The organism is Anaerostipes caccae L1-92 (assembly GCF_014467075.1).
Taxonomy (GTDB): Bacteria; Bacillota; Clostridia; order Lachnospirales; family Lachnospiraceae; genus Anaerostipes; species Anaerostipes caccae.
The window spans coordinates 3,506,463-3,532,999 of the sequence record NZ_AP023027.1 but is presented as its reverse complement, the minus strand read 5'-3'; the positions used below and the strand labels follow the sequence as shown (position 1 = coordinate 3,532,999).

The following is a 26,537-nucleotide window of genomic DNA, read 5'->3' as shown; positions in this document are numbered from 1 at the left end:
AAATCAGTCTTGACTTGGATCGGATGAGATGGTAAGATGGATACATTCACACAAGATATAGTAGAATAATAGATCATATTAAACAATATATAGTAATTTGATTAAGAAAATAGCGAAGAGTCCCCTGCCTGCGGTGTCTCCTGCTTTCAGCGGGATATGCCGCAGGCAGGACGATGCTCTGGGAACAGTCAGGGAGGAGAGAGTATGATACGGGTAGTAAAGAAAGATGGAACAAAAGAAGATTTTAATATTCAGAAGGTGGTGACGGCAGTAAATAAATCCGCCTACCGTGCCCTTGTGAAATTTACGGAAGATGAGCTTGATGAGATCTGCCGGTTTGTCAATGGGAGAGTGGACGAGCTTAATAAGTCAGAAGTACATATTACGGAGATGCACAATGTAGTGGAAGGGGCTCTGGAGAGGGTAAATCCCGGCGTGGCCAAAAGCTACCGGGACTACCGGAACTATAAACAGGATTTTGTGGAAATGCTGGATGATGTGTATAAGAAAAGCCAGTCCATCATGTACATAGGAGACAAAGAGAACAGCAATACAGACAGTGCCCTTGTGTCTACAAAGCGGAGCCTGATCTTTAATGAGCTGAACAAGTCTCTGTATCAGAAGTTCTTTTTAACGACCGAAGAGATCCAGGCCTGCCGGGACGGTTATATTTATATCCATGATATGTCGGCCAGAAGAGATACGATGAACTGCTGTCTGTTCGATGTGGAGGCCGTGTTAAAAGGCGGATTTGAGATGGGGAATCTCTGGTACAATGAACCAAAGACGCTGGATGTAGCCTTTGACGTCATAGGAGATATCGTACTGAGCGCTGCGAGCCAGCAGTACGGCGGGTTTACGGTGCCAAATATTGAACTGATTCTGGAACCTTACGCGGAGAAGTCTTATGAAAAAGGCATTGAAAAGTATGAAGCCCTCGGCCTTTCCAGAGAGCGGGCGGAAGCTGAGTCATTGAAAGATGTCCAGAAAGAGTTCTGTCAGGGATTCCAGGGGCTTGAATATAAGTTTAACAGTGTTTCTTCCAGCCGCGGAGACTATCCTTTTATCACAGTGACCGCGGGAACCGGCACAGGCCGGTTTGCAAAGATGGCAGCGATCACGATGCTGGATGTCAGGAGGAGAGGACAGGGAAAAGAAGGACATAAGAAACCGGTGCTGTTTCCAAAGATCGTATTTCTTTATGATGAAAATCTTCATGGACCGGGCGGAGAACTGGAGGATGTGTTTGAAGCTGGAATCCGCTGTTCCAGCAAGACGATGTATCCTGACTGGCTGAGCCTCACAGGGGATGGATATGTCCCTGACATGTATAAAAGATATGGAAAGATCGTAAGCCCGATGGGCTGCCGTGCCTTTTTATCCCCCTGGTATGAAAAGGGAGGGGCAGAGCCTCTGGACGAGCAGGACGAGCCGGTCTTTGTGGGCCGCTTTAACATCGGGGCGGTAAGTCTGCATCTGCCGATGATCTATGCAAAGGCAAAACAGGAAAGCCGTGACTTCTATGAAGTGCTGGACTATTACCTGAATCTGATCAGAGAGCTTCACAGAAGGACCTACGATTATTTGGGTGAGATGAAAGCATCCACAAATCCTTTGGCATACTGTGAGGGAGGTTTTCTGGGAGGGCATTTGGGCCTTCACGACAAGATCAAGCCTTTGCTTGCGTCTGCCACAGCTTCTTTCGGCATCACGGCGCTCAATGAACTTCAGCAGCTGCACAACAAAAAATCCATTGCCCAGGACGGCGCATTTGCACTGGAGGTCCTTGAATATATTAACAGCCAGGTAACGAAGTTTAAGAAAGAAGACGGACATTTGTATGCGATTTATGGGACACCGGCAGAAAACCTCTGCGGACTTCAGGTGAAACAGTTCAGAAAGAAGTACGGTGTGATCGAGAATGTCTCTGACCGGGAATATGTGAGCAATTCTTTCCACTGCCATGTTTCTGAAGACCTGACACCGATCGAGAAACAGAACTTAGAAGGACGTTTCTGGGAAAAATGCAACGGCGGAAAGATCCAGTATGTGAAGTATCCGATCAGCTACAATAAAGACGCTATACGGACACTGGTAAGGCGTGCCATGGACCTTGGCTACTATGAAGGGGTGAATTTATCCCTGTCATACTGTGACGACTGCGGGCATGAGGAGTTAGAGATGGACGTGTGTCCGGTCTGCGGAAGCAGCAATCTGACGAAGATCGACCGCATGAACGGCTATCTGTCTTACTCCAGAGTCAAGGGAGACACGAGGCTCAATGACGCAAAGATGGCGGAGATTGCCGACCGGAAGTCAATGTAGGGAAGCTGCCATGGTTTATATTGGAGCAGTACTTTTAGTAATCGGTTCAGGAATCCTGATTCAGCCTGTGGTAAAACAACTTTTTTACATACAGAGGTATTCTGTGAAAGTGCGGGCTGTCTGCACCGGACAGAAACCATATGTCAATTATTTGAATTTAAAAATGAAAAATCCTGTTTTTACTTATACATATAAAGACAGAGAGTACACTTCAGTACTCGGGATGTATAAATACAGGGAAAAAGAAGAATATGCAGAAGGACAGGAAGCCGAGGTGCTGCTGGATCCTTCAAATCCAAACGAAATTTATATACCGCAGCCTTGGATGTCTCTGTTTGGGACAGAACGTCTCCTGCCGTTTCTTGTCTTTGCGGCGGCGGGACTGTGGATGATATTAGCGTAGAGGTGGGAAGTATGAGGTATCACAACATTACAAAGGACGATATGCTGAATGGGGACGGATTAAGAGTTGTCTTATGGCTGTCAGGATGTACCCATCAGTGCAGAAACTGCCACAATCCGGTTACCTGGGATATCCATGGCGGACTGGAGTTTGACAGGGAAGCAAAAGAAGAACTGTTTAAGGAGCTCGGCAAAAATTATATCAGTGGTCTGACGTTAAGCGGAGGAGACCCTCTGCACCCTGAGAACCGGGAGCCGGTGGGACAGCTGGTAAAAGAGGTCAGAGAAAAGTTTCCGGAAAAGACCATATGGATGTATACCGGTTTTCTGTGGGATGAAGTCTGTACTCTGGATGCTGTAAAAAATACCGATGTTCTGGTAGACGGTCGTTTTGAGGAGGATTTAAAGGACACCGCTCTCAAATGGAGAGGCAGTTCCAACCAGCAGGTGATCGATGTGAAAAGGTCGCTGGATCAGATGAAAAAAGTGCTGTACATAAGATAAAACAAGGCTTGACGGCCTGCCTCTTCCGTGATACAATGTGTAAGCTAGACTTTAGCGTTGGAAGAGGTCTTTTTTTTATGCCTTATTTTAAAAACAATGGAGGTGGAAGTTGTGCGCACAAAAATCACATTAGAATGTACAGAATGTAAGCAGCGTAATTACGATATGATGAAGGATAAGAAAACACATCCGGAACGTATGGAAACAAAAAAATACTGCAAGTTCTGTAAAAGACACACATTACACAAAGAAACTAAGTAATGCACGTTTATTTAAGGAAGTGAGAACATGAAGAATACCAGCAAATCAAGCAAAACCAGCTGGTTCAAAGAATTGAAATCAGAATTCGGAAGAATCATCTGGCCTTCTAAAGAACGCATTGCCAAAGAAACGGGCGTTGTGGTCGTGTGTGCTATTATCATTGGTATTATTATTGCTGTTCTGGATTTGGGACTTCAATATGGAATCAAGATGTTAGTAGGGTAAAGGTAAGGAGAGCATATGACAGAAACAAATTGGTATGTAGTTCATACCTATTCCGGATATGAGAATAAAGTAAAAGCAAATATCGAAAAGACGATCGAGAACCGCAAGCTTCAAGATCAGATTTTAGAAGTCCGGGTACCGCTTCAGGATGTAACGGAACTGAAGAATGGTGTAAAAAAACAGGTTTCCAAGAAGATGTTCCCAGGATACGTGCTGATCCACATGGTGATGAACGACGACACATGGTATGTTGTCAGAAACACCAGAGGTGTGACAGGATTCGTAGGCCCTGGTTCCAAACCGGTCCCATTGACACCGGCTGAGATGAAGCCATTGGGAATCAGCGTGGGCGGTACAAATGAAGAAACGCCTAAGAAGGAAAAAATTGATATTGATGTTGAAGTAGGTGATATCATTGTTGTTACTTCCGGTGCTTGGGAAGGTACGACAAGTGCAGTTACCGTAGTAAATGAGCACAAACAGACAGTGACCATCGAGGTGGAGATGTTTGGACGTGCCACATCAGTAGAAATTGATTTCTTAGATATCAAAAAAGCAGAGTAAATGACAAAACCTCTGCACGTAACAAGGTGGGAGGGATATCTCCCGTAATTACCACAATCATCAGGAGGTTAACGATTATGGCAAAGAAAGTAGAAGGATATATTAAACTTCAGATTCCGGCAGGAAAGGCAACACCAGCACCGCCGGTAGGACCTGCACTTGGTCAGCACGGTGTAAATATCGTACAGTTTACAAAGGAATTTAATGCAAAGACTGCAGATCAGGGAGACCTGCTCATTCCTGTTGTAATTACAGTATACCAGGACAGAAGTTTCAGCTTTGTGACAAAGACTCCTCCGGCAGCAGTTTTATTAAAGAAAGCCTGCAAGATCCAGTCAGGATCCGGAGAGCCGAACAGAAAGAAAGTCGCAACAGTATCCAAAGCAGATTTACAGCAGATTGCTGAGACAAAGATGAAAGACTTAAACGCTGCATCAATCGAAGCTGCAATGAGCATGATTGCAGGAACAGCAAGAAGCATGGGAATCGAAGTGGAGGAATAGGCATTAAACACTTAATGAGGGCAAGCCAAAGGCGCAGGCCGAATTTAGTGTGAAAGCCGTTACCGAGACTCAGTGAAGGCGAGTCGAAGACGAAGCCTGAACGCTTAGTCGAGTGTAACTTCCTTAAATTTAGAAAGTGGGAGGGTTGCTCCCGATATGACCACAGGAGGTATTTTTAGAATGAAAAAAGGTAAAAGATATGCAGAGGCTGCCAAATTAGTTGACAGAACGAAACTGTACGATGTACAGGAAGCAGTATCTGTAGTAAAAAAAGCAGCGAATGCTAAATTTGATGAGACGATCGAAGCACATCTCCGTCTCGGAGTAGACGGCCGTCAGGCAGATCAGCAGATCCGTGGAGCAGTTGTACTGCCTCATGGAACCGGTAAAAAAGTTCGTGTTCTTGTATTTGCGAAAGATGCAAAAGCAGAAGAAGCAAAGGCAGCAGGAGCAGAGTATGTCGGAGCAGAAGAACTGATCCCTAAGATTCAGAAAGAAAACTGGTTTGACTTTGACGTAGTAGTTGCAACACCGGACATGATGGGTATCGTGGGACGTTTAGGACGTGACTTAGGACCAAAAGGCTTAATGCCGAACCCGAAAGCCGGTACTGTGACAATGGACGTTACAAAAGCGATCGAAGACATCAAAGCAGGTAAGATCGAATACAGACTGGACAAGAACAACATCATCCACGTGCCAGTCGGAAAAGCTTCTTTTACAGAAGAACAGTTAGCGGACAACTTCCAGACGTTAATAGATGCTATTATCAAAGCAAAACCGTCAGCAGCAAAAGGTCAGTACTTTAAGAATGTGACAATCACTTCTACAATGGGACCTGGAGTTAAAATTGACACAGGCAAGTTTGCTTAAATAAAATAGTTAAAGTTATGACAAACCCCTCTATCTTTTTAGAGGGGTTTTTGAATGCAGTAAATTGTGTGCCATGCGTGCAAAAAGAGAGGAAAATATGAAGGATTTAACGGTAGGGAAACCATTTGAAGTCATCGGAAAATTTGCGCTCCCTATGATTCTCAGTATGATATTTCAGCAGGTGTACAGTGTTGTGGACAGTATTGTGGCCGGCCGGTTCATCGGAGTCAGTGCACTGGGAGCAGTAGGTGCGTCCCAGCCTATTACAGTTATTTTTATTGCCATAGCCGTTGGGACCGGCATGGGAATTAATGTTGTGATATCGGGCTTTTTCGGAGCAAAAAAATATAAGAGAGTAAAAAGCTGTATTTCCACGGCGGTGATCACGATCGTAATTATGAGTGCTGTCCTGACTTTCTTAGGGCTGCTGGGCTGCAGGTGGATGATGGGAGCCATGTCCACTCCGGGGGATATATTTGAGGATTCTGCGCTGTATCTCAGGATTTATATTATGGGAATTATTTTCCTGATGCTTTATAACGGTGCGAATGCTATTTTCACAGCGCTGGGAGATTCTATAACTCCGCTGATATTTTTGATCTTTTCATCGGTCCTGAACATCATTCTGGATGTACTGTTTGTCACTGCCTTTTCCATGGGTGTCGCAGGGGTTGCCTGGGCTACCTTTATAGCCCAGGGCATTGCCTCTGTTCTGGCGGTGGTCACGGTATTTAAAAAGAATTCCAAAATTCAGGCCGGAAATTATCGGAGATTCAGTCCTCTTCTTCTGAAAAAAATGACATGGATCGCGGTTCCGAGTATTATGCAGCAGTCTTTTGTATCGGTGGGACAGCTCTTTGTACAGGGACGCATCAACAGCTTTGGGTCTGTGGTCGTGGCAGGATATTCGGGAGGATTTAAAATACAGATTTTTATCCTTTCGGTGCTTGGAACTGTCGGCAATGCAGTTTCAAGCTTTACGGCCCAGAATGCGGGCGCGGGAAAATGGGAGAGAACAAAGGAAGGCACCAATGCCGGGATTAAAATGATTGTGGCTATGGCCGCCGTATTTTCTGTTCTCTGTCTGGTCTTCAGCCGGCAGGCAATGGGGCTGTTTCTTTCCGGAAACTCTGCAGAGGCAGTCAGGAGCATGGGAGTGGGAGTTGATTTTCTAAGGATCAATGCTCCGTTCTTCGCACTGGTCAGTGTAAAGTTTGTATGCGACGGCATGCTTCGGGGAATGAGTGAAATGAAAGGATTCATGGCTTCTACATTTGCCGACCTGATCGCGCGAGTGTCCCTGTCCTATGTGCTGTCAGTTCCGTTTGGGGCCACAGGCATATGGGCTGCCTGGCCCGTCGGATGGGTGATAGGGACCGGCGTGTCGGTGTGGTTCGGGAAACGGGCTCAGAAAAAATATTTGAAATAAGCAAAAGGCCGGTTGTTTCCGGCCTTTTGTTTCGTTAAACAGTATGTTGTTTTTCCAATAGGAGAATATGTTTTTGTATAAACTTGGCGGTATCTGCCGCGGAATAAACTTCGTCGCTGTCGGCAATGTATTTTAAATAATCTTTTATGGAGACGGCCAGGCTCTGCTCTGTCAAAAAGAAGGGCTTTTCCGTATGAAAAAGTACTTTGTTCGTCCTGGAGTCGGAAAAAATCCTGAAACTGCTGCTGAGAGTCAGACAGTCCGGTTTCAGCAGCATTGGCGTATGTCGGATCAGTTCCTGCTTGGAACAAAATTGTTTCAGGGCAGAAATACTATCTTCCCGTTTCAGCGGATAAAAAAATTTTTTTGAAAAGCCGGACAGATAACCGCTCTTAAAAAAATCTAAAGCTCCTCTTTCGGTGAAGAAGCTGAGAAAGCCTCCCGAGTTTTGTATCATATACCTGAGTTTTTCCGCATAGGAAAGCACAGAATCTACGATAAATTCATAATTGGGAGCATCCTCCCGGACCATTTCTTTCAGCGCCTGGTCTGAGTAGTAAGGCAATAAAAACGGAGAAGCTGAAAGCTCCGCAAGAGTGGCTTTTTTGTTTGAGATACTGTCTTTGGGCCTGTTTTTGCCCGCAGTGACTTTATACTCATGAATGATTAAGTCTTCTGTACAGGCGAACATTTGATCAAAGATTGAAGTATAGAGCTTTCGCCGGTTTTTGTTTGCTGAGACATCGGCCAGAGTATAATCTGCAGACAAGGATACAGTGCAATCGGTTGTCACGATAAAAAACGGCATAACGTTCATCCTGTTAATGTGGGCCGGTATATCGTCATAATAGTATTTTACGCAGTAGGAGCCGGAACGGGACAGCATCGGATACATAGACCGAAGGCTTTCTACGTTATATGCTAACTTGTCAGCCTCAGAACCTGTCTGAAGGCAGATGATCTGAGTGATCTTTGCATCGGGGCAGCACAGGATTACAGAGGAAAGCACCTCCATTAGAAAATGGTAATCCGGCTGGGCGACGATCTGAATACAGCCGTCTTCTTTTGAACATTCGGCTTCTATGACAGATTTTACAATGTGATTTACATCTGTTTTTCCATAATAAACTGAATTGGCGGGCAGTTTGTGCTGAAAACCGCAGACGACAGAATGACTGTCTGTGCTTGAAATAGAGGAGAGAAATTTTTTTACTGCCTGGTACTGCAGAAAACGTTCTTCTCCAATAGAAGAGATTTTATAAGCGTTCCACAAATCCTCTTTTTCAGAAGGAGACAATCGGAGGCCGTTGACCAGAGGGACCAGCAGGTCTTTCTTTCTGGGAAGACGTTCTCCTTTTTTTATTTTGGATATGTAACTGACGTCAAGATCACTGACCGAAGACAAGTAAAGCAGTGTCAATCTGGATTTTTTGATATAGTGAGTAAGTTTTTCAGAAAATAATGACATTGCTTTTCTCCTTAGTTAAAGTTTTCTTTCGTATGATAACTATTATATAAAGAATACGGAATGTTTCCAATTCTATGGGAAAAAATACATGTGACTATTTGGCAAAAAAAGTGTCAAATTCTCTGGACATCATATAAATATCTATCTGACATTATACAAATTCTGGGAGATTTCCTGGATGTGATATAATGAAAAAGAGAGAATTCAGGCTGTTGACTTAAGTTTGCGGAAGAGGAACTTTCGTGGTAACGAAAAGGAGGACGGAATATGATCTCATTTTGTAATGATGCCAGGGAATTAACCAGACAGGTGATTGAAGAATTCTTTTATGGGAATCCGGAAAAGGTTCTTCAAAATTTTCACCCGGACGTGACATGGATCGGAGCAGCAAACGGGCAGTGTATCAGAGGAGCTGAAAAGGTTTCTCAGTACATCAGTCACATGGAACTGCCCAGATGTGAGGTTTTTCAAAAGGAGTACCAGGTAGTTGCACACAGTGATGATATGTATGTGGTAGCAGGCTGGATGGAGATTGGCGCTTCACAGGGAGAAAGCGGGAAATTAAGTGTGGTACAGCGCATCACTTTTATATGGAAAAAAGAAGAAGACCGGCTCAAGCTGCTGCACTTTCATGTATCAAACCCTGTTGAATTTCAGGAAAACAGTGAATACTTCCTCAGGCCGGCGGGAAAGGGAACATTTGAATATGTAAAAAAATTGTACAGTCAGAAACGGCGTCTTATCGCCTGCGGAAAGCATGATCAGACCTATGTTTTATGGAACAAGGATATTGTATATATAGAAGCGGAAAACACCAACAGCGTCATTCACTGCCTTAATCGGGATATACTTTCCAGAGAATCCATTTCAATTTTGGAAAAAAAGCTGGGAGAAGATTTCATAAAAACCCACAGGAGTTTTATTGTAAACAGCAGGTATATTACAGGGATTAGAAGATACCAGCTGGCGGTCAGACAGGGGATTGAACTTCCCATCCCCGAGAAAAAATACAGGGAGATCAAAGAAAAGGTTCTGCGCGCTGTCAGTCAGAGACAAAATGAAGTCTGCACATAAAATTTAGTTATTCACCTGCACTGAACAGTCATTGGCAGAATATGATTGAAAATGTAACAAAATCCCGATATAGTCAAAGACAAGCATTGTAACAAAACTGCGGGGTCTTTAGGAAAACAGACGACATCAGGATTTGAACAGGCAGAAATATATCGTGGTAAAAATAAAAAGATCCTTCTATGCTGAGGGATCTTTTTGTTTATTTATGGCGGGGGTGATCATGTGGCAGAAGAACCAAAACTTAAGGCGGCACTCCAGACAGGGGTGCATATAGCAGGAGAGCCTTTCCGTTCATCGATTGTCTATGGAGAGGAAGGGCTTTGTCTGGGTGCGGGATGGGAAAACGAAAATCATCACAAGCTGAGCCTGTCGGGTGTCACGGAAAGTCTGTCACTGAATCTTCCTGAATTTTTGAACTGGGAAATGGAGCTTAGAAGAGCAGGAGTCTTATACAAGGCAGGAAAACAAGAAATTTTAATGGAGATCAGCACTGCCGAAAACAGGAGACTTCTGTTTGCTGCCAAAATAAAAGAAGGAATTTACAGTCTCAGACTATATCCTGAAATCTCCTGCAGGCTTCACAACCTGCCCGTGATGGGAAAATATTTGGGGGAGCAGGATCTGATCAAAGTCCGTTATATGCAGGCCTTATACCAGAAGGAAGGGGGATTCCGTGGACAGTGCCTTATAGAGGCCAGTTTTTCGGGAAGCGGGTACAAATTCGGAGATGAGGACGTTAAGCTTCCTCAGCAGGACATTGAAGAACACAAGTCTTTATCTCCGGCAGAAGAAAAGAAATCCGGCGTACACTGGATGGAACTGAACAAAAAAATCGGCCCTTGTATTGTAAAAAGAATCGGAGGAGCGTTTCAGGACGGAACAATCCGGGTGTGTGTGGACGCAGGGCTGACGATCTCGGTACTGACGCTTGACTTCATGGAGCTTTCTCTGGGAATCAAGCCCGGTCCGAAATTTGATTTTCAGTTTGGGTTAAGAGGCATGGCAGTGACGGTGAAAAAACCTCCGCTGATGATCTCAGGAGGTTTGTATGTGGCTGAACCCGGACGGCTCTATAACGGGGAAGTTACAGTTGCGTTTGAGAAGTTCACTTTTTTAGCCCTTGGCTCTTACGGATTGACAGAACAGACAGACAAGCCTTCCTTTTTCATATATCTTATGCTGGACTACGCGTTCGGAGGATCTCCCTGTTTTTATATTACCGGATTATGTGCAGGATTTGGACTGAACCGGAAAATCAACATACCGCCTCTGTCCGGAGTTAAGGACTTTCCTTTTGTGGCAGCGGCCAGAGGCACGAGTAAAACTTTAAAGCCGGGAACAGGAGCTTCCGAGGCCCTGAATACTCTGAGTGACCATATAAAACCGTGTGAGGGCATGAACTTTCTGACGGCGGGGATTAAATTTACATCCTTTGGCATCGTAGAGTCGGTTGTGATCGTTAACGTGGAATTCGGAACGAAGTTTGAACTCTCCCTTCTGGGGACATCTGAGATCTCCCTTCCTCCCAAATGCAGCGATCCGGTTGTCTACGGATGCCTGAATCTGCGAGCGGTCTTCTCGCCAGGTGACGGGATTCTGCTGATCGAGGGAGCCATGTCAAATGACTCTTACCTGTTTTGCAGAGATGCCAGACTCACCGGAGGCTTTGCTTTTTATTCCTGGTTTAAGGGAGAGTATGAAGGAGATTTTGTGTTCTCTGTGGGAGGATACCACCCTCAGTTTCAGAGAGGCCATTATCCGGAAGTGGACCGGGTGGGGCTGAACTGGAAAATCAGCGATCATCTGGAACTGATCGGAGAAGCCTATTTTGCACTGACGCCAAACTGTCTGATGGCTGGGGGAAAACTGGAACTTAATTATCATATAGGAAAGCTTGCGGCCTGGTGTCATGCTTATGCAGACTTTCTGATCCAGTGGAAGCCGTTTCACTACGATATTTCCATAGGAGTGAGTGTGGGAGCGTCCTACCGCCTGGACCTTTTGTTTATTCATAAGACTTTTAAGATCGAACTGGGTGCGGACCTGCACTTGTGGGGACCTGAATTTTCCGGAACCGCACATATAAAATGGTTTATCATCTCTTTTACTATAAAGTTCAATACAGGAAGCCCGAATCAGCCGCCAAGGCTTAACTGGAAGCAGTTTTATACAGAATTTCTTCCGGACTTCAGCGGAGGTATAAAAGGTGAAGTTTCTTCCTCTGATATTAGTGAAAAGAGCAAAGAACCGCTGAAACTTGCAAGAATGAATCCTCAGGGAGGATATCTTGGAGAAAGGGAGAAAGGAGAGCTCAAATACCATTACATAAATGCGAGGCAGTTTCAGATGGAAATTGAGAGCGCCCTGCCGGTTGTGTCTGCACAGGTGAACAAAAAGGGTGAACAGCTTAAGGACCCGGGATATGGGATATACCCTATGGGGATTACGGGACTCCATGCTTCGCTGGACGTTCATCTTTACGGATATCACGCGGATGGAACGATGTCGGAGACAGCAGTGAATTACCGGCCCGTCTGTAAAAATGTTCCCAGGGCCCTGTGGAACAGCCGTCAGCCGGATATGAACCAGGACATGATAAAGGACGCATGCATGGGACTTTCTGTCTGGGGCGGGGAAAAGACCGGACATTTCATACCGCCGGACAAAGAAGGAAGACCGGCGTGGTATCGGCTGGCACAGCTCTTAAAAAATGAGGTGTACCGCTGTCCGGAGCATTTTATATGGGAGAAGACCAAAATTATAGAGGGAAAGGATTTTACGGGAGAAGAGATGGAGGATTCCATTGCAAAAAATGATAAGAGAAGTGAATGGCTCTTGGAATTGAATGAGTTTGGAGTCAGGGCGGAAGACCAGATCCATATGGATCATTTTGCAGCACATTTTAAAGAAGTCTTCTCGGCGCCGGTGGAAATGAGGAGTACGGGATGCAGGAGAGATAAGAATTAAGGGGGTCCGGCTATGGAAGTGAGCATGAGGTTTGCAGATGAAGACCTGCCTGAGATAAAGAGCGGGCTTTATGAGCTGGAAATAGGATTGAATACCGGGATCAGAGAAGGCGGTACGGAAAAGCAGAGCAAAGAGACGATTCATCTGGTCGCCGCGGCAAAAAGATTTTCGATGGACCCCGGAGAGGTGTATTCTGTTTATCCGGCGGCAGGGAGCGAAGGGGAGTTTTCAAACTGTCTTCCCCATATTGTGTTCAGCCGGGGGACTCTGCCGTGGGAGTTCGGGTGCCGGGACGGAAGCCCGGGGCTGGCTGTATTCCTCTGTACGGAGGATGAGGGAGTGAAGAAGCGTGCGATGAAAACGGCAGAGGTTTGCTGTCAGAAAGAACAGGGTATTTTTGTTTCTGAACACCTGCGGTTACAGAACAGCGATGCCGAAACCGGGGATGAAACATGTGAGATTGTGGATATTCCCCTGAAATTATTCCGCCGGCTGTGCACAGATCCGGAAGAGAGAAAACTGCTCACCCATGTAAGGCAGGTGAAGCTTGATGATAAGGTCACAGATCCTCTGGTCAAAAACGGGACATTTTCCTGCCTGGTGTCCAACAGGTATCCGAAAGAGCCGGAGGAAAAGGGGGGTAAGACTTCTCATAAAGTTTATGTGGTTTCTCTGAAAGAGTATGAAGGGATCACCATTCCTGAAAATGCAGAATTTGTGCGTCTGATCTGTCTGTATACATGGGAGTTTGCAGTCACAAAGGAACCCTGTGATTTTCGGGCGGCTTTGAAGAGAATTTCTCCCGGCGTGCTGAAAAGGGCAGTAAACCCGGAAGGAAAGCCGGGGGAACTTTTGGATATTTTAAGCCGGGGGTACTGTCCGGTGAACCACGATGTCAGGGATGGAAGCAAAACGGTTTCCTGGTATCGGGGACCGTGGATTCCATACGGAGAGAAGCAGATGAAACCCAGATACCGGATATTCTCAGATGAATTTTATTTTTATGACCCCGACTGCGGAATGATGGATGTGAGTTATGCATGCGCATGGCAGCTGGGACGGATGGTATCCATGAATCATCTGACGGTGTGCAGAGAGCTGGTTTCCTGGAGACTGGATCACTGCTCGGAAGCGGCAAAGAACTTTCAGCAGAGCCAGCTTCTTGACCGGATTCCGGCAGAGGGAAAAGATGTGGGGGAACAGCTGATAAACGCATGCGTCCGGGCGGCGGGACAGCTGGCAGCCGGGAAAGGAGATGAGGACGATGGGACGATGGATTCAGGGGAATTGTGACCGGACCGGCTATTTTGAGGGGCTGGGCACCGAAGAATTTCCGGAATCAGTGCTGGAAATGTTAAAAGAGGCAAGCCTGTTTTATCATGTGCCGGCGGCGTACCTGTTTCCGGTGCCGGATATGCTGAAAAAGGACAGCCTGAACTTTTTTCAGGTGGATCACAACTGGGTGCTGGCGATGCTGGACGGGATCTGCAGTGTGGGAAGGAATGCGTCCATCGATTATTCCCACGACACAGAACTGATCGTGGATATTTACCGTCAGGCATTAAGGGAAAATGAGCAGGTGCGCCTGAAACTCCAGGATAGAGAGTACATGGATACAGGAGAACAAGTCCCGGAAGTGATCAGTGGATTTTTGCTGAACTCCGTGTTAACAGAAAATTTTCGGGGATTGGAATTTCGGGCATATGACCAGCGGGAGGGAGGAGAACCTTTAAAGGCGCTTCGGATTGAAACTCTCGGGCGGCAGGTTCTTCTGGGAATTTTTAAGGGAGAAATACGGCGGCTTGAGATCGCGCAGCCTCCGGAGGGACTTCATTTTGGGTTCTTTACCGAAGACGGGATAATTAAGAAAACGGTCCGGGACATCGAAGAGGGAAAGCTGGGCGGCAGACAGGCAGAGCTTGTTTTGAAATCCAAAGAAAACAGGGTGATCGATGTAAAGGCCTCGGCGGCCAGACTGAAGGAGGCAGCAGGGCTTCAGAATATGACATCGGCGGAATTTGCCCTGGAGATGATACAAAACGCACAGACCGGAGTATTTACAATGGGGGAGGAACTTAAATGAGGATTTCAGATGATCTTGAAGAAATGCGTCTGCTCCCGATCCATGTGGAAGCCGCCGTGTTTGGCAGCGGAAATGTTCCCATAGCTAACATCAATGAAAATTACCGGAGTTTGCTGGCAGCGCCGACGGGAGATGACATGGAGAGCAAAACATTTACGGAGAAGAGCAGCACAGAGGAGCCCGGGGTACATCTGCATTTCATTCTTCCGGAGGAGTATACCCACGGAAGCCAGCAGGAGGAAGGCGGGGATATCGTCTATCCAGACCTTCCCAACCGGTGGACGGTGACAAGGATCGCGGTTTTGGAAAGCGAAGGAAAGGAACCGGTTTTGAGAAGAAAAAACTGGATTCTTGAGAGTGATCTTCTATCGGCGTTCCCAGACAGCGACAAACAGTACACGTCCATCGGATATGATGATCCCAAAAAGCCGTACCGGTTTCTGGGCAAAATGAGAGACTGGGACGGGGTGGTGACTTCTCCTGGAGAGCACTTTTCACATCTTTCGGCAGTGAGTACGGGGAAACCTCATTTCAGCGGATATTATCCGGAGTGTAAAAATGTCCTTGGCTGCTATGATAGTCTCTCTGATCTTGAGGTCAAAAAGGGGACAGAGGATTTTGTCAGGCTTACTTATATTGTGTGCGGCTGGACAGAGAATGACGCCCCCAAAGATCATACGGTGTGCCATGGAATTGTCACCGGAATCAAATGGACGGGTCCTTACGGCAGCTATGAGACAGGGATCCCAAGCGGCACCAATATGCCCAATGTGGCGGTGGGGAATTCGCTGGAAGAGGCGGCAGCAGCCCTCGGAAGCTATTATCTGAAGCAGCCGGAGATGGAAAAAGTGCTGAAGCATTTGTTTTTCGGGACCCTGTCCGATTGGGAGAAACTTGACGGGGCTCTGGAGGGGGAGAAGAAGGTCAAACAGTACCAGTTCCGCCCGGAACCCTCCAGGGAAGAGCTTAAAATTCAGGGAAAAGAAGCCGGTTGTTTTCGGGAAAGAGAGGAGATCCTTTATGAGATTTCCCGCAGCAGAAAACATCAGGAGGAATATGAGGAACAGATGAAAGAAAAACGGCAGGAGATCTATCTGCTCTGGCGAAAATACGCGATGGACCCCAAATTTCTTGAAAAGGCAAGGAGCGGAATTTCACAGAGAATGGAAGCGGTTACTGGTCTGGAAAAGAAAAGGGAACATGAGGAATTTGTGGAGCAGGAGGCGGTAAAAAAACTCAGAGCTCTGCTTGGAGACGGGGAAGCGCTGATCGAAACGCCCGGAGAGAGATACTGGAGGCCGAGAGACCTTACGTTCCTGCTGGAAGGGGCGGACCAGAGCAGCATCTATAAGCGGCTGGAAAAATATAAAATTGACGGTAAAATACCAGAGCGCAGGCGGAAAGATCTCATTTCCGAAGTCATAGTGAAGATTTCCGGAGTTACGGAGGGGGAAGAAGCCAGGATTTCAGGCGAACATCTTTTAGAGGGAACGGAGCAGATCAGAGAGCCGGTCATAGAACAGCTTGTACGGGAGGGGGTACTGACTGCCCGGGGCAGTATTTTCTACACGGCAGACAAGCTTCTTCGCCGGTATAAAAAACAGAGAGATACAAGGCTGATGTCTCATACGGTCACGGCATATGAGGACTGTCTTAACAGACAAGAAAATCTATGCGGGGGGACATTGGCCAGCCCCGTTGGAAATTATATCTGGTGTCCGGCGTGGAATCCCCTGATCCTTGAGTGGAGCATGAAGTATTATCCTGACCCGAAGATAAAAGAGGGGGCTTTGGGCCTTGAGAACTGGAGGCTTAGCGAGACGGATTTTGACTATGAAGGAGAAACCATCGGGGAGGAAGTCTTTGAGCCTTTCACCGGCAGATGTATTTTGTCGCCATATGGGTCTGACTATCTGTCAGGGATGTTCAAAAAATATGTCTCAGACGAGAAGTACAGGGATATAGGCAATAAGATGGCGGGAATGAAGATTTTGTCACAGAATCTGGACGGTTTTCATGACAAACTGATCACCAGAAAGGAGAGTGTGGTTGTGGCTCCGTGGATGAACCGGACGTTAGATCAGGAAATCACGGCACTGACTTCCCGGGCCGTTCAGGGGACAGAGCTTTACGAGGACCTGAATCAGTCGAAGAGAAACCAGAGAAAGCCGGAGGAGGCCTTTTATCCTATAAGGGCTGGTTTCGGAAAGATTGACAGGGTCCGGGTGATCGACAGCTTTGGGAGGGTGCTGAAGTACGATGTAGGGGATGTCATCGTGCCTGAGAACCTTCGTATGGGGAAGGATAATCCTGCACCGAGATTTCTGCTGAGACCGAGAATTCTGGCGCCTATGAGGATTCAAAGCCGCTGGATTATGGAGGAGACAGGTATAGTCGATGAACTGTCACCGGTTTTTGGATGGCTGTGGGTGAACCTTTTGGATTCCTGTCTGCACATCTATCATCCGGACGGCACCATGGCCGGAAGTATTCAAAATACCATAAGGATGGACGGCAGCGGCATGTATGAAATTTCTCTGAGAAATCCGCCTGGACAGACAAGAAAAGAAGAGGAGATTTTAGACGGGATGGGACCGAGCCTCCGGGGATTTGCGGAAGGGCTTTTAGAAGCCGGCAGGAGAGAACCGTCCGCGCTGCCGGAATTTTTAAAGGCTCTCGATGACAGTATGTGGACAAGCAGATCCGGAGGGGGTACCGCCAAGGAGCAGATCCAGGCCGGCATGGGAAGGCCTCTGGCTCTGGCAGGAATCGAGATTGGGGTGGATGTGAAGGGCAGCAGTCCTGTGCCTATGATTTACGATGACAGTGAAAGGGCCGAGTCTCTCCTGGAACGGTTTTCGATCCCCCTCCGCATCGGAGATGAAGTCCGCCAGACAGACGGCACTGCAGGATTTTATCTGCACGGAGAGGGCGGCGGATTTTCTGTATTTCATCAGTGCCGGAGAGAGAAGGGAGCGAAGAGCAGGACGGCATATCTGGATCAGAATACAACACTGAACATGAAAACCGCAAAAGACGCTTTGCCTGCAAGACTGACTGTTTTGTTTCATCCGGCAGGAAATATCAGCATGACGACAGGGCTGCTTCCGGTCAGGGAAATGAAGCTCAGTGAAGCATGGACAGAGCGGGCCATGGAGAATATTTATCTTACGTTATTTTACGGCCCTTTCCTGACGCCGCAAAGCCAGCTGCAGATGTTTCTTCCCAAAGCTATGGAAAAAGAATGGAGTTTTTTATCCGTTGAAAAACCGGGAATAAAAAATGAGGAACGGGACATCAAGCCTCCGTGGCTGGATACGGACCAGGAAGAAGAGTGGAAACAGATCAAAGAAGGCTGGCTGCTGCTGAAGGCCGGTGTGCAAGAAAAGGGGTGACTGTGGTGGAAGGAAAATTTACATTTGAGACTGTGGGAGAAAATAAATTGATTGTTTCTGACAGTCAGATATCTCCGGTCAAAAACAAGCTGGAGATCAAGGTGACATTTGATCAGGATGAAGAACCGCTGATCAGCCAGATTGAGTATGCGTTCCCGGCGGGGGTGAAAAGCACTGATTTTGCGGAAATGAAGAACCTCAGACAGATAGAATTCAAAATAGATGACTGGACTGTGGTGGATGTTTCAAAAGAAGAATTTATAGAGTTGAAAAAACAGAAAAAAAAGCGAAGCGGAAATGTGGGGTGGTATGCATGCAGGTTTGAGGAGGAAGAAACATTTACTTATGCTTTAACACCGGGCGAGGCGTGGACAATGAAAGATCAACAGATTATGGATCTGACCATGGAAAACGTGGTGACCACTGCCGCAGAAGGTACTGCTGCCATCCGGTGCACAGTCGGGATTCTTGCAGAAGATCCGCAGGAATATGGACTGGAAATAAAAAAAGAACAGGATCACACAGTGAAGGTTCAGGATTTTTATCCCGAGTCGGGATGTGCTCTGTCGGGAGAGCAGGTCAGGCTCAGCTGGTTTGTCCAAAACGCCCAAAAGCTGTTTTTGTATACCGGAGCGTCAAAGAAGGAAATCGATCCGGCAAAGAGCAGTGAGTTAGTGACTGTTTCTGATACGACGGAATATACGCTGGAAGCAGTTAACGGTGAGAAGAAGGATACAAGAAAAATTTCGATCCAGGTACTGCCGCTCTGCCTGAGACAGTTTTGGGCCGACTATGAGGAAGAAAAGATTAAGTGGGACGTATGCTGCGGGGATCACATTAAAATAAACGGTATTTCCACAAGCTTTGCATCCGGGTCGGCGAATCTCAGTGAGTATACGCCGGGACGCCCTGTTGCTCTGACCGCAGGGGGAAAAAATACATCTGTGGAAAGTGCTGTTTACTATGGAACAGAGGATGAGAGAATGGATGTCGTACATTTCCAGAAGACCATTACATTTTATAAAGGCTTTCAAATTTTGGATGTGCTGTGGAAGCTTTATGAACTGAGAAGTAATAATACAGCCAAATCCATCCGCATTGTTTTTCAGGACCGTGAACGAAATGAACTTTACGACATAAAGGGAGGTGAGGATCTGGGTACGGAGGGAAGCTGGCAGCAGATCTTGACGGGAACAGACCCGGCAAGGGCCGGAGAGAATATTTTGGTGACGATGTATGTAGAAGGCTACGATGAAGGTACAGGAAAAGAGTATCAGATCACGATTTAAGAAAGGGGAATGCCATGGAAGTGAAGTTATTTAAGATAAACGGCACTGGCCCGGGTCAGACATACGAGGCGGCTGCAGGAGAACTTCTGAAGATTGAATGGGATTGTCCGGGCTGCGATTTCTGTATAATTTATCCATACAACTGGAAAGTTGACTGTAATGGAGAGATGGAAATCTATATTTATGAAACAATGACCGTAATTCTCAGAGCAGTTAAGGACAGGGAGAGTGTACAAAAAGAGATTACAGCCAAACTCAGCGGGGGAGAGGATGTTAAAGGAATTTCTGTGTCCCCTGCTGGCCCTGCTGGTTCCGGTGAGGAGACGAAATTTGATTTTCAGCTGACCAAAACTGCTTTTGGGTATTTGGATCATGGAATCGGCAGAGTTGAGGGGCGTTCAGGAAGTTATGTGTTAAAGAACCAATACACCGTATACAGATACGATATTCTGACAGCCGGCGGAGAAACCGGATATAAAGAAAAAACGGTTAAGGCGGGAAGGTCGGATGCACCGGAAATCCAGAGGCTCAAATATGTGATGATGAAGAACGGAAATGAGCAAAAATATGAGCTATCGTGGAGGGTTGCGAACAATGATGGAAAGGACGTCATCATCGAGGCGTCGGATCACAAGACTACATTTGCCAAAAATGCTTCCGGGCGCGCTTCTTTTGCCAGGACAGGCGGAGAGACTGTAACACTTTCTGTCCGGTGCGATGCAGGAGAAAAGGGAAAGATTGAATTTGCGGACATCTATCCATTTGAATTGAAATAAGGAGGTTCATATGGCTTACGAAAGTATTACGATCGGTACGGAACAAGAGGTAAAAGAAGTATATCTGTTTCTCGTCAATGAGGATGGTTCGCCGGCTGAGATGGACCAGGACAGCAAGACCATTGCTTCTATCTGGAATGGCGAGGAGAAGCTCGTCGATGTAACCGCAGATACAAGGATAACGATTCCCGGATTCGGGACATGCTTTCAGCTGGAGCTTGCCACCACGCCTGCAGGAAACCATGAAGCGGATCGGTGGAGAAAAAGAAAAGAAGCGATAAAACTTTTTGTCAGGGAATTTGTTCCTATGCAGAAACATACAAAAAAACCGGCGGACGCTGACTTTGCAGTCAGTGGGAAACACTATACTGCCGGTGAATTCTCGGCAGAGATTCAGGGAGAAGGATCGGAGACGTATAAAATAAAAGGAAAACCGGGCGACCGAAGAAAATTTTATTTTTTCCGGAATGAGTACCACTCCGTTATCCGATGTGCCAATCAGATGACAATCGGGATCGGGAGAGATGATCTTACAAGTGAATTTTTACAGAAAGCACTTTGGGATCAGCGAAAATGGGATATGCCATGGATGAAAGACCTGTCGGAAGAACTTGCTGATCCGCTGGGGGCTGTCAGTCCCACGGCGGAGCAGAAATTTATGTACAGTTACGCCGGATCGATCTTTGACTGGTCAGTAAGACTTTATGTCAGGCAGCATCCGGATCACGAGCATTTTTCAGACTTTGACAGAAATCACGCAGATGAAAAAAACATGTGGGGTGTGCTTCCCAGGTCACCGGTATATAAGCTGGTGAATTATTTGAAAGTAAATGAAAAAAGTGTTTTTAACTTTCTCAGAAGCAGAAAATATAATGACGGAAACAGTCCTGAAGAAACGGCAGAGAATCGTATTTACACAGAACTCGCAGAGGAATTCTGGAATCTTTATGACAGCGGAGACGGGCTTTTTGCGGACTTTCTGCTCCGGGCCGGAGTGATCTCCAATACGGGTAATCAGTATTTGTTTGAATTTCGTACCGTTAGGACGAAAATTGAAAATATTTATGAGGACAGCAGTCAGTATATTTACAGAGGGTAAGAAAGGGGTATATTATGCGGGAAATACAGACGGAACTTTTTAAGGGGAAAGAAAAAGAGATCCTCGTCAGTATATTTGGAGGAGAGCAGAAATTAAAAGAGGAATACCCGGCATTGTATGAAGACATGAGAACGGCACAAAAGCAGTCCGGAAACCGGAAGGAAGAGGGAAGGACAAGTTCACAGGATGCCGATTTTGACGGATGGGAGGAATTTGAAAAATTAAAGCTGTTTTATGATCCAAAGAAAAAGATACTGACCGTAAATGGAAAGATCCATAAATCGGGCGGACCCGATTATTTGATTGCAAAGCTGAAAGTCTGGAATGGGCAGGGAAAAACATGGACTTTTTCTTATTCGGTACCACAGTGCAGCTTTCTTATGATCAAGGAAAATATACATATGGAACAGGACGAACTGTCCGGAATACAGGCAGAAATCAATTATATGTTAAGGGTTCCTGACATCTGGAAGCCGGTTAAGTCAGGAAATATGAAGGGAACCGCGGTTATTGGTGCGGGTTTGGATATTATCGGGAAAGGCCAGGTTCTTCATCCGCAGCCCAAAGCCGGGAGATCCAAGATCAACATTGTTTATTTTCGTACAGATGCCATGGGTACATCGGACTACTTTTATGCCAACCCCGAGAGAAGGAACAGTAATTTTTGTGTTTATCTGCCGATTGCCGTGCAGTTTGAGCTGGACGCAGGAAAGCAGGCGGCCCAAGCTCCCAGAGTACAGGGAGACATTTATATTTACAGCGCCAGACATTCCACAGTGCAGTTTCAGAATTTTCAGCAGATTAAATTAATCCCCGCATCTCAGTGGTACAACATGTTTCCATATTATCCTCAGATATCGCAGAGCTTTACAAAAGGATATCTGTTAGTTCTGCCTCAGGCGTGGAACAGTTTTATCAGCCAGGGCGGCGTGGCAGGGGAAGATGATTTTTATTTATCTATGGATATAGAGTTTTCATGTACAGACGGGTATCGATATTCTTTGCAGATGGACAGCTATTTGGTTCCTAAAAAATATGAGGGAGGCAATGTTGTAGAGATCCCATGTATGCACCTGCTCTGGGGCTGCCTTGAAAAAGAAGCTGTGATCAAAACAAGGGACCGGGGCAGTATACCGGTGTGCGATGTAAAGAGTGGGGATTATGTGGCTTCTGCCAAGGGAAATTATGAAAAGGTCAGCAATATTTATACTGGAAATGAAGAAATTTTGAAATATATAAAGGCTGGAGAAAAAACTATCATGATGACAATGGACCATCCGGTCATGACAAAGGAAGGATGGAAACAGGCAGGGGAACTCACTGGGTCAGAACAGATCTGTATGGATGGAGAACTGTACAGTCCGGTGGATGAGGTTTATGACGAGCCTTATTATGACCGGGTATATTCTTTGGAACTGGAAGATGGAGAAGGTTTTTTTGCCAATGGTTTTTATGTGGGAGACTTCGGAAAGCAAAACAGTATGGAGAAGCCGGAACCGAAGCTTTCACAGGATATCCTGAATGATTTAGAGAAGTTTAAAAATTTATCATAAAAGAGAAAGGAGAAACATTATGCCAGATCCAAAAGAACCAAGCGAGGTAGTGCCAAAGGAACCGGAAATAGTTATGGAAGGAGGGACGGGGACCAGTGTGGCGATTCCTGTACGCATCAATGCGGGAGTGAAATTTACGCTGCTGAAAAATCATTTTGTGGCGGCGCTTGAAAAAGATGGGGACGTCATGATGCTCCTGCTGGCGCCGACGGATTCTGCCGGCCAGGAGGGAATGACCATACAGGAGATGGTGGAAGAAGTCAGGAAATTGATGGGTGCCAAAGAAGGAGATAAAGAGGTTGCGGATATGGAGACTCAGCTGAATAGTACCGTGAACAGTATGAGCGATCCTAAGAAAGCAGGCGGCGGCTTTAATCCAATGTCTATCCGTATCTATGTACAGCAGGCGTTTTTGTATTACCGTTCTGCTAAAAAGGAGGATGGAACAGAGGAAAAAGAGCTGGAATATGCTTTCAGCCTGAAAGCGGATACTTCTAAGCTTCTTGGAAGTATAGACTTATTCACTCTCGATGAGATCTATTTTTCCGTGTGGAAGACAAACCGTAAAAAAGTCACAGACACGATGAACATGTTTATGATTGAAGACTTCTTGAAGGAGACGGCACAGGCCTGAGACTAAAAAGCCAGGTATGCCGCGTGAGTCAGAAAAAGCCTGCATATACAGGCTTTTTTTGCTTCTTATTTCTTGATTTTATTAGAATACTGGGCTTTTACTAAATATACACCGGCAATCACAATGGCAATTCCCAGGACTTCCCTTAGAGAAAGAACTTCGGAAAAAATAAAATAAGAATAAAGTGAGGCGATGACCGGCTGGCATAAACATACGATCGAGGAAAGGTTCACACTGAGCTTTCCCTGGCAGTGGGCCAGCAGGTTATGTCCGATGACCTGAAGGCAGAGGGTCAGTCCCAATAGCGGCCAGAGCTGCTCTGTCCCATGGGGAATCTGGATGCCCTCTGTTAAAACTGAGGTGACCCCCAATGCAAGGGCACTTCCGAACCCGCTTACAAACATGATGACACTGCTTTCGTATCTGTCTCTTAAACGATAGGAGATCAGGATAAAAACCGCATAGAAAAAAGAAGCACTAAAGGCGAGAAAATCTCCAAAATAGTTTGACTGGAGTGGGCTGATCTTTCCGCCCAATAAAACAAAGACTCCGATTAAGGTTACCGCAGCTCCTGCTAAAAATAACTTCGGTATCTTTTCCCGGAATAAAAAGTATGAGACCGGTATCACAGTAAAAGGCGTCAGATTTGTAAGTAAGTTTGCATTTGCTACGGATGTATAGCTGAAAGATAGGTTCCACAATGCTACATCACCGGCGAGGAAAACTCCGGCCAGAAATAAAATGAGTACATCCTTTTTGGTTAAAATGCGCAGGCCCCTGAACGCCAGAGGCAGCAGCAGAGGGAGTGAAAAAAGAACTCTGTAAAACCCGGTGCTGACAGGAGTCAGTGAGCTGAGTTTTACAAAAATGCCTCCTGCTGCAAGGAATGCAACTGCTAAGAGCTCAAGCAGTACATATTTTGTTTCGTTGTTCCGTTTTATAATCTTCAAGAGTCTGTCCTCCGTCTGTGCAGGTTTCCTTTGTGTTTAAAACATGATACACTTACACTGGAACTATGAAAAGACCCACTATATACTAAAAAAATAGTACCACCGGGAGAGGGATTTCATGATTATTCTTGACAGAAAAAACAATGAACCTTTGTATATGCAGATTTATGCACAAATAAAAGAGGAAATATTAAACGGCATTATCAAGGAAGGTCAGGTATTAACCGGCAGCAGGGGGTTAGCCGGTATCCTGGGGGTTAGCCGGAATACGGTAAACAGTGCTTATGGCCAGCTGGCCGCGGAGGGATATATCATACCGCAGAAAGGGATTGGATATACTGCCGCAAAGGTTCCGGAACTTACTGTCAGCAGGGAGAGACCGGTTCAGGCCCGTTTAAAACAAGCGATGCCTGTGGAAAGAAAACAGCCTGACATTCTGTACGATTTGACAAACAGCAGTCAGACAAGCGATCTGTTTCCGAAGAGATTTTGGAAACGCTGTACGTTAGAATGCCTGGATATGCTGGAAAACGAGGCCAGAATATCATCCTGTCAGGATAAGCAGGGAGAATTATACCTGAGAAAAAATCTGCTGTCTTATCTGCAGCGGATCAGAGGTGTTTCCTGTGACGAAGATCAAATCATTATCACATGTGGGATACAGCAGTCTTTAGACTATCTCTGCAGGCTGTTCCCGCCTGGAAGGCAGACGATTCTGATGGAGGAACCGGGATTTCATAAAGCGGCAGCGGTATTTTCTAATAACAATATAAATGTGCAGAAGGTTCCTGTGGATGAACATGGAATCGTAGTATCCAAGCTTCCACGTGTGTCTGATGCCTGCGCCGTTTACTCAACTCCGTCCCATCAGTTTCCAACCGGTGTCACCTTATCCGCCGGCCGCCGGTATGAACTTCTTGAATGGGCGCAGAAGAATGATGCCTTTATTATGGAAGATGACTTTGACAGCGAGTTTCGATATTACTCAAAACCTATTCCGGCGCTGCAGTCCATAGACAGAGATGACCGTGTCATCTACCTTGGAACATTTTCAAAAGCGCTTTCCCCTTCAGTGCGCATGGGATATATGATATTGCCTCCAAAGCTGCTGAAAGCTTATTTTCACAGGTTTGAAAATTACAACAGTACGGTTCCGCTCCTTAATCAGTATGTCATTGCACGTTTGATAGAAACGGGTCAATATGACCGCCATGTCAGGAGGCTGAACCATATATTCCGCAGGCGGCTGGAACGTTTTTCAGAAGAATTAGCCGATGTAAAAGACAGGATTGAAATATCCGGAAACGGTACCGGACAATATTTCCTCTTAAAGTTTGCCGGGCAGGCTGATCAAAATGAGTTAATAAGAAAAGCACTTGAGCGTGGGGTAAAAGTGTATCCGACCATGCAGTTTTGGCAGGAAAAGGCTGCCTGTCCGCCCAATTCTCTGTTTCTAGGCTTTGCCAAAATTTCTTTAGAGGATATTCCTGATTGTGTGGAACGGCTGAGAGCAGCGTGGAAAGAATGGATTTAATGGCAGATTCCATCTTTGATCAAAAAATAAATATAAAGTTGCTGGAATTATATTCATAAAAGGAATATAATATAACCATAATGTAATCAGTTTATAATCAAAAGGAGAATGCTATGGCGGTAAAGGAAAAAGGTTGTTTTTATTGTGACCCGGACCATCAGGGGCGAAAGGATCTGATGATCGAAGTGGGGCAGATGAAGGAGGGGGTTTTATACCTGTTTAAAGATCAGGCTCATTTAGGACGCTGTGTAGTCGCAGTGCCGGAGCATAAGAGTGAGCTGTTTGACCTGGAACCAAAACAGAGACATGATTACATAGATGATGTAGCGGCAGCTGCAAGAGCTATAAAAAAACTCTGGGGATGTACAAAGATCAACTACGGCGCTTACGGGGACAAGCTGCCTCACCTGCATTTTCATCTGGTTCCCAAATATGAGGGCGGATTTGAGTTCGGAGGAGCTTTTGCCATTGGAAATGATGAACCAAAATTTCTCGCCGATGAAGAATATGAGACAATGATCGGTCAGCTTAAAAAGGAATTAAATATAAAATAATGAGTGATGCTGAACAGATTCCGGTGAAAGGGTTCTGTTCAGCTGTTTTATTTCATAGGAAAATTGAAGTGGTCC

General features: G+C 46.0%; 23 protein-coding genes. 21 read left to right on the top strand and 2 right to left on the bottom strand.

What is annotated here, in order from left to right:
- Positions 1-204: 204 nt before the first annotated feature.
- From nrdD to ANCC_RS17155, 9 genes are all read left to right on the top strand, one after another.
- Entirely contained in the window at positions 205-2,325 is a 2,121-nt protein-coding gene (gene nrdD / locus ANCC_RS17195) for an anaerobic ribonucleoside-triphosphate reductase (RefSeq protein WP_009290187.1), read from the top strand.
- A gap of 10 nt (positions 2,326-2,335) precedes the next feature.
- The gene (locus ANCC_RS17190) at positions 2,336-2,728 is read left to right on the top strand and encodes a DUF3592 domain-containing protein (protein ID WP_006568179.1); all 393 of its coding nucleotides are present in this window, start codon (positions 2,336-2,338) and stop codon (positions 2,726-2,728) included.
- A gap of 11 nt (positions 2,729-2,739) precedes the next feature.
- Positions 2,740-3,231 carry an anaerobic ribonucleoside-triphosphate reductase activating protein gene (gene nrdG / locus ANCC_RS17185; protein ID WP_006568180.1) on the top strand — a complete coding sequence of 164 codons (492 nt, stop codon included), beginning with the start codon at positions 2,740-2,742 and terminating at the stop codon, positions 3,229-3,231.
- Between the two features lie 96 nt (positions 3,232-3,327).
- Positions 3,328-3,492, top strand: a complete 165-nt coding sequence (rpmG, locus tag ANCC_RS17180) for a 50S ribosomal protein L33 (RefSeq protein ID WP_207727542.1) — start codon at positions 3,328-3,330, stop codon at positions 3,490-3,492.
- Between the two features lie 27 nt (positions 3,493-3,519).
- Positions 3,520-3,717 carry a preprotein translocase subunit SecE gene (gene secE / locus ANCC_RS17175; RefSeq protein WP_006568182.1) on the top strand — a complete coding sequence of 66 codons (198 nt, stop codon included), beginning with the start codon at positions 3,520-3,522 and terminating at the stop codon, positions 3,715-3,717.
- Positions 3,718-3,732: 15 nt separating this feature from the next.
- The gene (gene nusG / locus ANCC_RS17170) at positions 3,733-4,281 is read left to right on the top strand and encodes a transcription termination/antitermination protein NusG (protein WP_006568183.1); all 549 of its coding nucleotides are present in this window, start codon (positions 3,733-3,735) and stop codon (positions 4,279-4,281) included.
- 77 nt (positions 4,282-4,358) lie between these two features.
- Positions 4,359-4,784: a 50S ribosomal protein L11 gene (gene rplK / locus ANCC_RS17165; protein ID WP_006568184.1), complete on the top strand. Its 426-nt coding sequence runs from the start codon at positions 4,359-4,361 to the stop codon at positions 4,782-4,784.
- Between the two features lie 180 nt (positions 4,785-4,964).
- On the top strand, positions 4,965-5,657 hold the full coding sequence (rplA, locus tag ANCC_RS17160; protein WP_009290185.1) for a 50S ribosomal protein L1: 693 nt from the start codon (positions 4,965-4,967) through the stop codon (positions 5,655-5,657).
- Between the two features lie 97 nt (positions 5,658-5,754).
- Positions 5,755-7,086: an MATE family efflux transporter gene (locus tag ANCC_RS17155; protein WP_233458282.1), complete on the top strand. Its 1,332-nt coding sequence runs from the start codon at positions 5,755-5,757 to the stop codon at positions 7,084-7,086.
- A gap of 34 nt (positions 7,087-7,120) precedes the next feature.
- On the opposite strand, the gene ANCC_RS17150 is transcribed toward ANCC_RS17155, so the two are convergent.
- Positions 7,121-8,554, bottom strand: a complete 1,434-nt coding sequence (locus tag ANCC_RS17150) for a helix-turn-helix domain-containing protein (protein WP_006568187.1) — start codon at positions 8,552-8,554, stop codon at positions 7,121-7,123.
- Positions 8,555-8,821: 267 nt separating this feature from the next.
- Here ANCC_RS17150 and ANCC_RS17145 point away from each other — a divergent pair, with 267 nt between their 5' ends.
- From ANCC_RS17145 to ANCC_RS17100, 10 genes are all read left to right on the top strand, one after another.
- A complete protein-coding gene (locus ANCC_RS17145; RefSeq protein WP_006568189.1) occupies positions 8,822-9,628 on the top strand; it encodes a LytTR family transcriptional regulator in 807 nt (268 codons plus the stop codon).
- Between the two features lie 222 nt (positions 9,629-9,850).
- A complete protein-coding gene (locus tag ANCC_RS17140) occupies positions 9,851-12,595 on the top strand; it encodes a DUF6603 domain-containing protein (protein WP_233458283.1) in 2,745 nt (914 codons plus the stop codon).
- A 12-nt stretch (positions 12,596-12,607) separates the two neighbouring features.
- Positions 12,608-13,888: a hypothetical protein gene (locus ANCC_RS17135; protein WP_006568192.1), complete on the top strand. Its 1,281-nt coding sequence runs from the start codon at positions 12,608-12,610 to the stop codon at positions 13,886-13,888.
- Positions 13,860-14,678 carry a hypothetical protein gene (locus ANCC_RS17130; RefSeq protein WP_006568193.1) on the top strand — a complete coding sequence of 273 codons (819 nt, stop codon included), beginning with the start codon at positions 13,860-13,862 and terminating at the stop codon, positions 14,676-14,678. Before ANCC_RS17135 ends, ANCC_RS17130 begins: the two co-directional genes overlap by 29 nt.
- The gene (locus tag ANCC_RS17125; protein WP_006568194.1) at positions 14,675-18,073 is read left to right on the top strand and encodes a PDDEXK family nuclease; all 3,399 of its coding nucleotides are present in this window, start codon (positions 14,675-14,677) and stop codon (positions 18,071-18,073) included. Before ANCC_RS17130 ends, ANCC_RS17125 begins: the two co-directional genes overlap by 4 nt.
- On the top strand, positions 18,013-19,362 hold the full coding sequence (locus ANCC_RS17120) for a hypothetical protein (protein ID WP_233458284.1): 1,350 nt from the start codon (positions 18,013-18,015) through the stop codon (positions 19,360-19,362). The genes ANCC_RS17125 and ANCC_RS17120 overlap by 61 nt, the downstream gene beginning before the upstream one ends.
- Positions 19,363-19,376: 14 nt before the next feature.
- Positions 19,377-20,138, top strand: coding sequence for a hypothetical protein (locus ANCC_RS17115; RefSeq protein WP_006568196.1), 762 nt, complete (start codon positions 19,377-19,379; stop codon positions 20,136-20,138).
- Between the two features lie 10 nt (positions 20,139-20,148).
- The gene (locus tag ANCC_RS17110; RefSeq protein WP_006568197.1) at positions 20,149-21,237 is read left to right on the top strand and encodes a hypothetical protein; all 1,089 of its coding nucleotides are present in this window, start codon (positions 20,149-20,151) and stop codon (positions 21,235-21,237) included.
- A gap of 14 nt (positions 21,238-21,251) precedes the next feature.
- A complete protein-coding gene (locus ANCC_RS17105; RefSeq protein WP_006568198.1) occupies positions 21,252-22,790 on the top strand; it encodes a Hint domain-containing protein in 1,539 nt (512 codons plus the stop codon).
- A 19-nt stretch (positions 22,791-22,809) separates the two neighbouring features.
- The gene (locus tag ANCC_RS17100) at positions 22,810-23,424 is read left to right on the top strand and encodes a hypothetical protein (RefSeq protein WP_006568199.1); all 615 of its coding nucleotides are present in this window, start codon (positions 22,810-22,812) and stop codon (positions 23,422-23,424) included.
- A 65-nt stretch (positions 23,425-23,489) separates the two neighbouring features.
- On the opposite strand, the gene ANCC_RS17095 is transcribed toward ANCC_RS17100, so the two are convergent.
- The gene (locus ANCC_RS17095) at positions 23,490-24,374 is read right to left on the bottom strand and encodes a DMT family transporter (protein ID WP_006568200.1); all 885 of its coding nucleotides are present in this window, start codon (positions 24,372-24,374) and stop codon (positions 23,490-23,492) included.
- Positions 24,375-24,492: 118 nt separating this feature from the next.
- Here ANCC_RS17095 and pdxR point away from each other — a divergent pair, with 118 nt between their 5' ends.
- Together pdxR and ANCC_RS17085 are read left to right on the top strand one after the other, a co-directional pair.
- The gene (pdxR, locus tag ANCC_RS17090) at positions 24,493-25,908 is read left to right on the top strand and encodes a MocR-like pyridoxine biosynthesis transcription factor PdxR (protein WP_006568201.1); all 1,416 of its coding nucleotides are present in this window, start codon (positions 24,493-24,495) and stop codon (positions 25,906-25,908) included.
- A 113-nt stretch (positions 25,909-26,021) separates the two neighbouring features.
- Positions 26,022-26,462, top strand: coding sequence for an HIT family protein (locus tag ANCC_RS17085; RefSeq protein WP_006568202.1), 441 nt, complete (start codon positions 26,022-26,024; stop codon positions 26,460-26,462).
- The last annotated feature ends 75 nt before the right edge of the window (positions 26,463-26,537 follow it).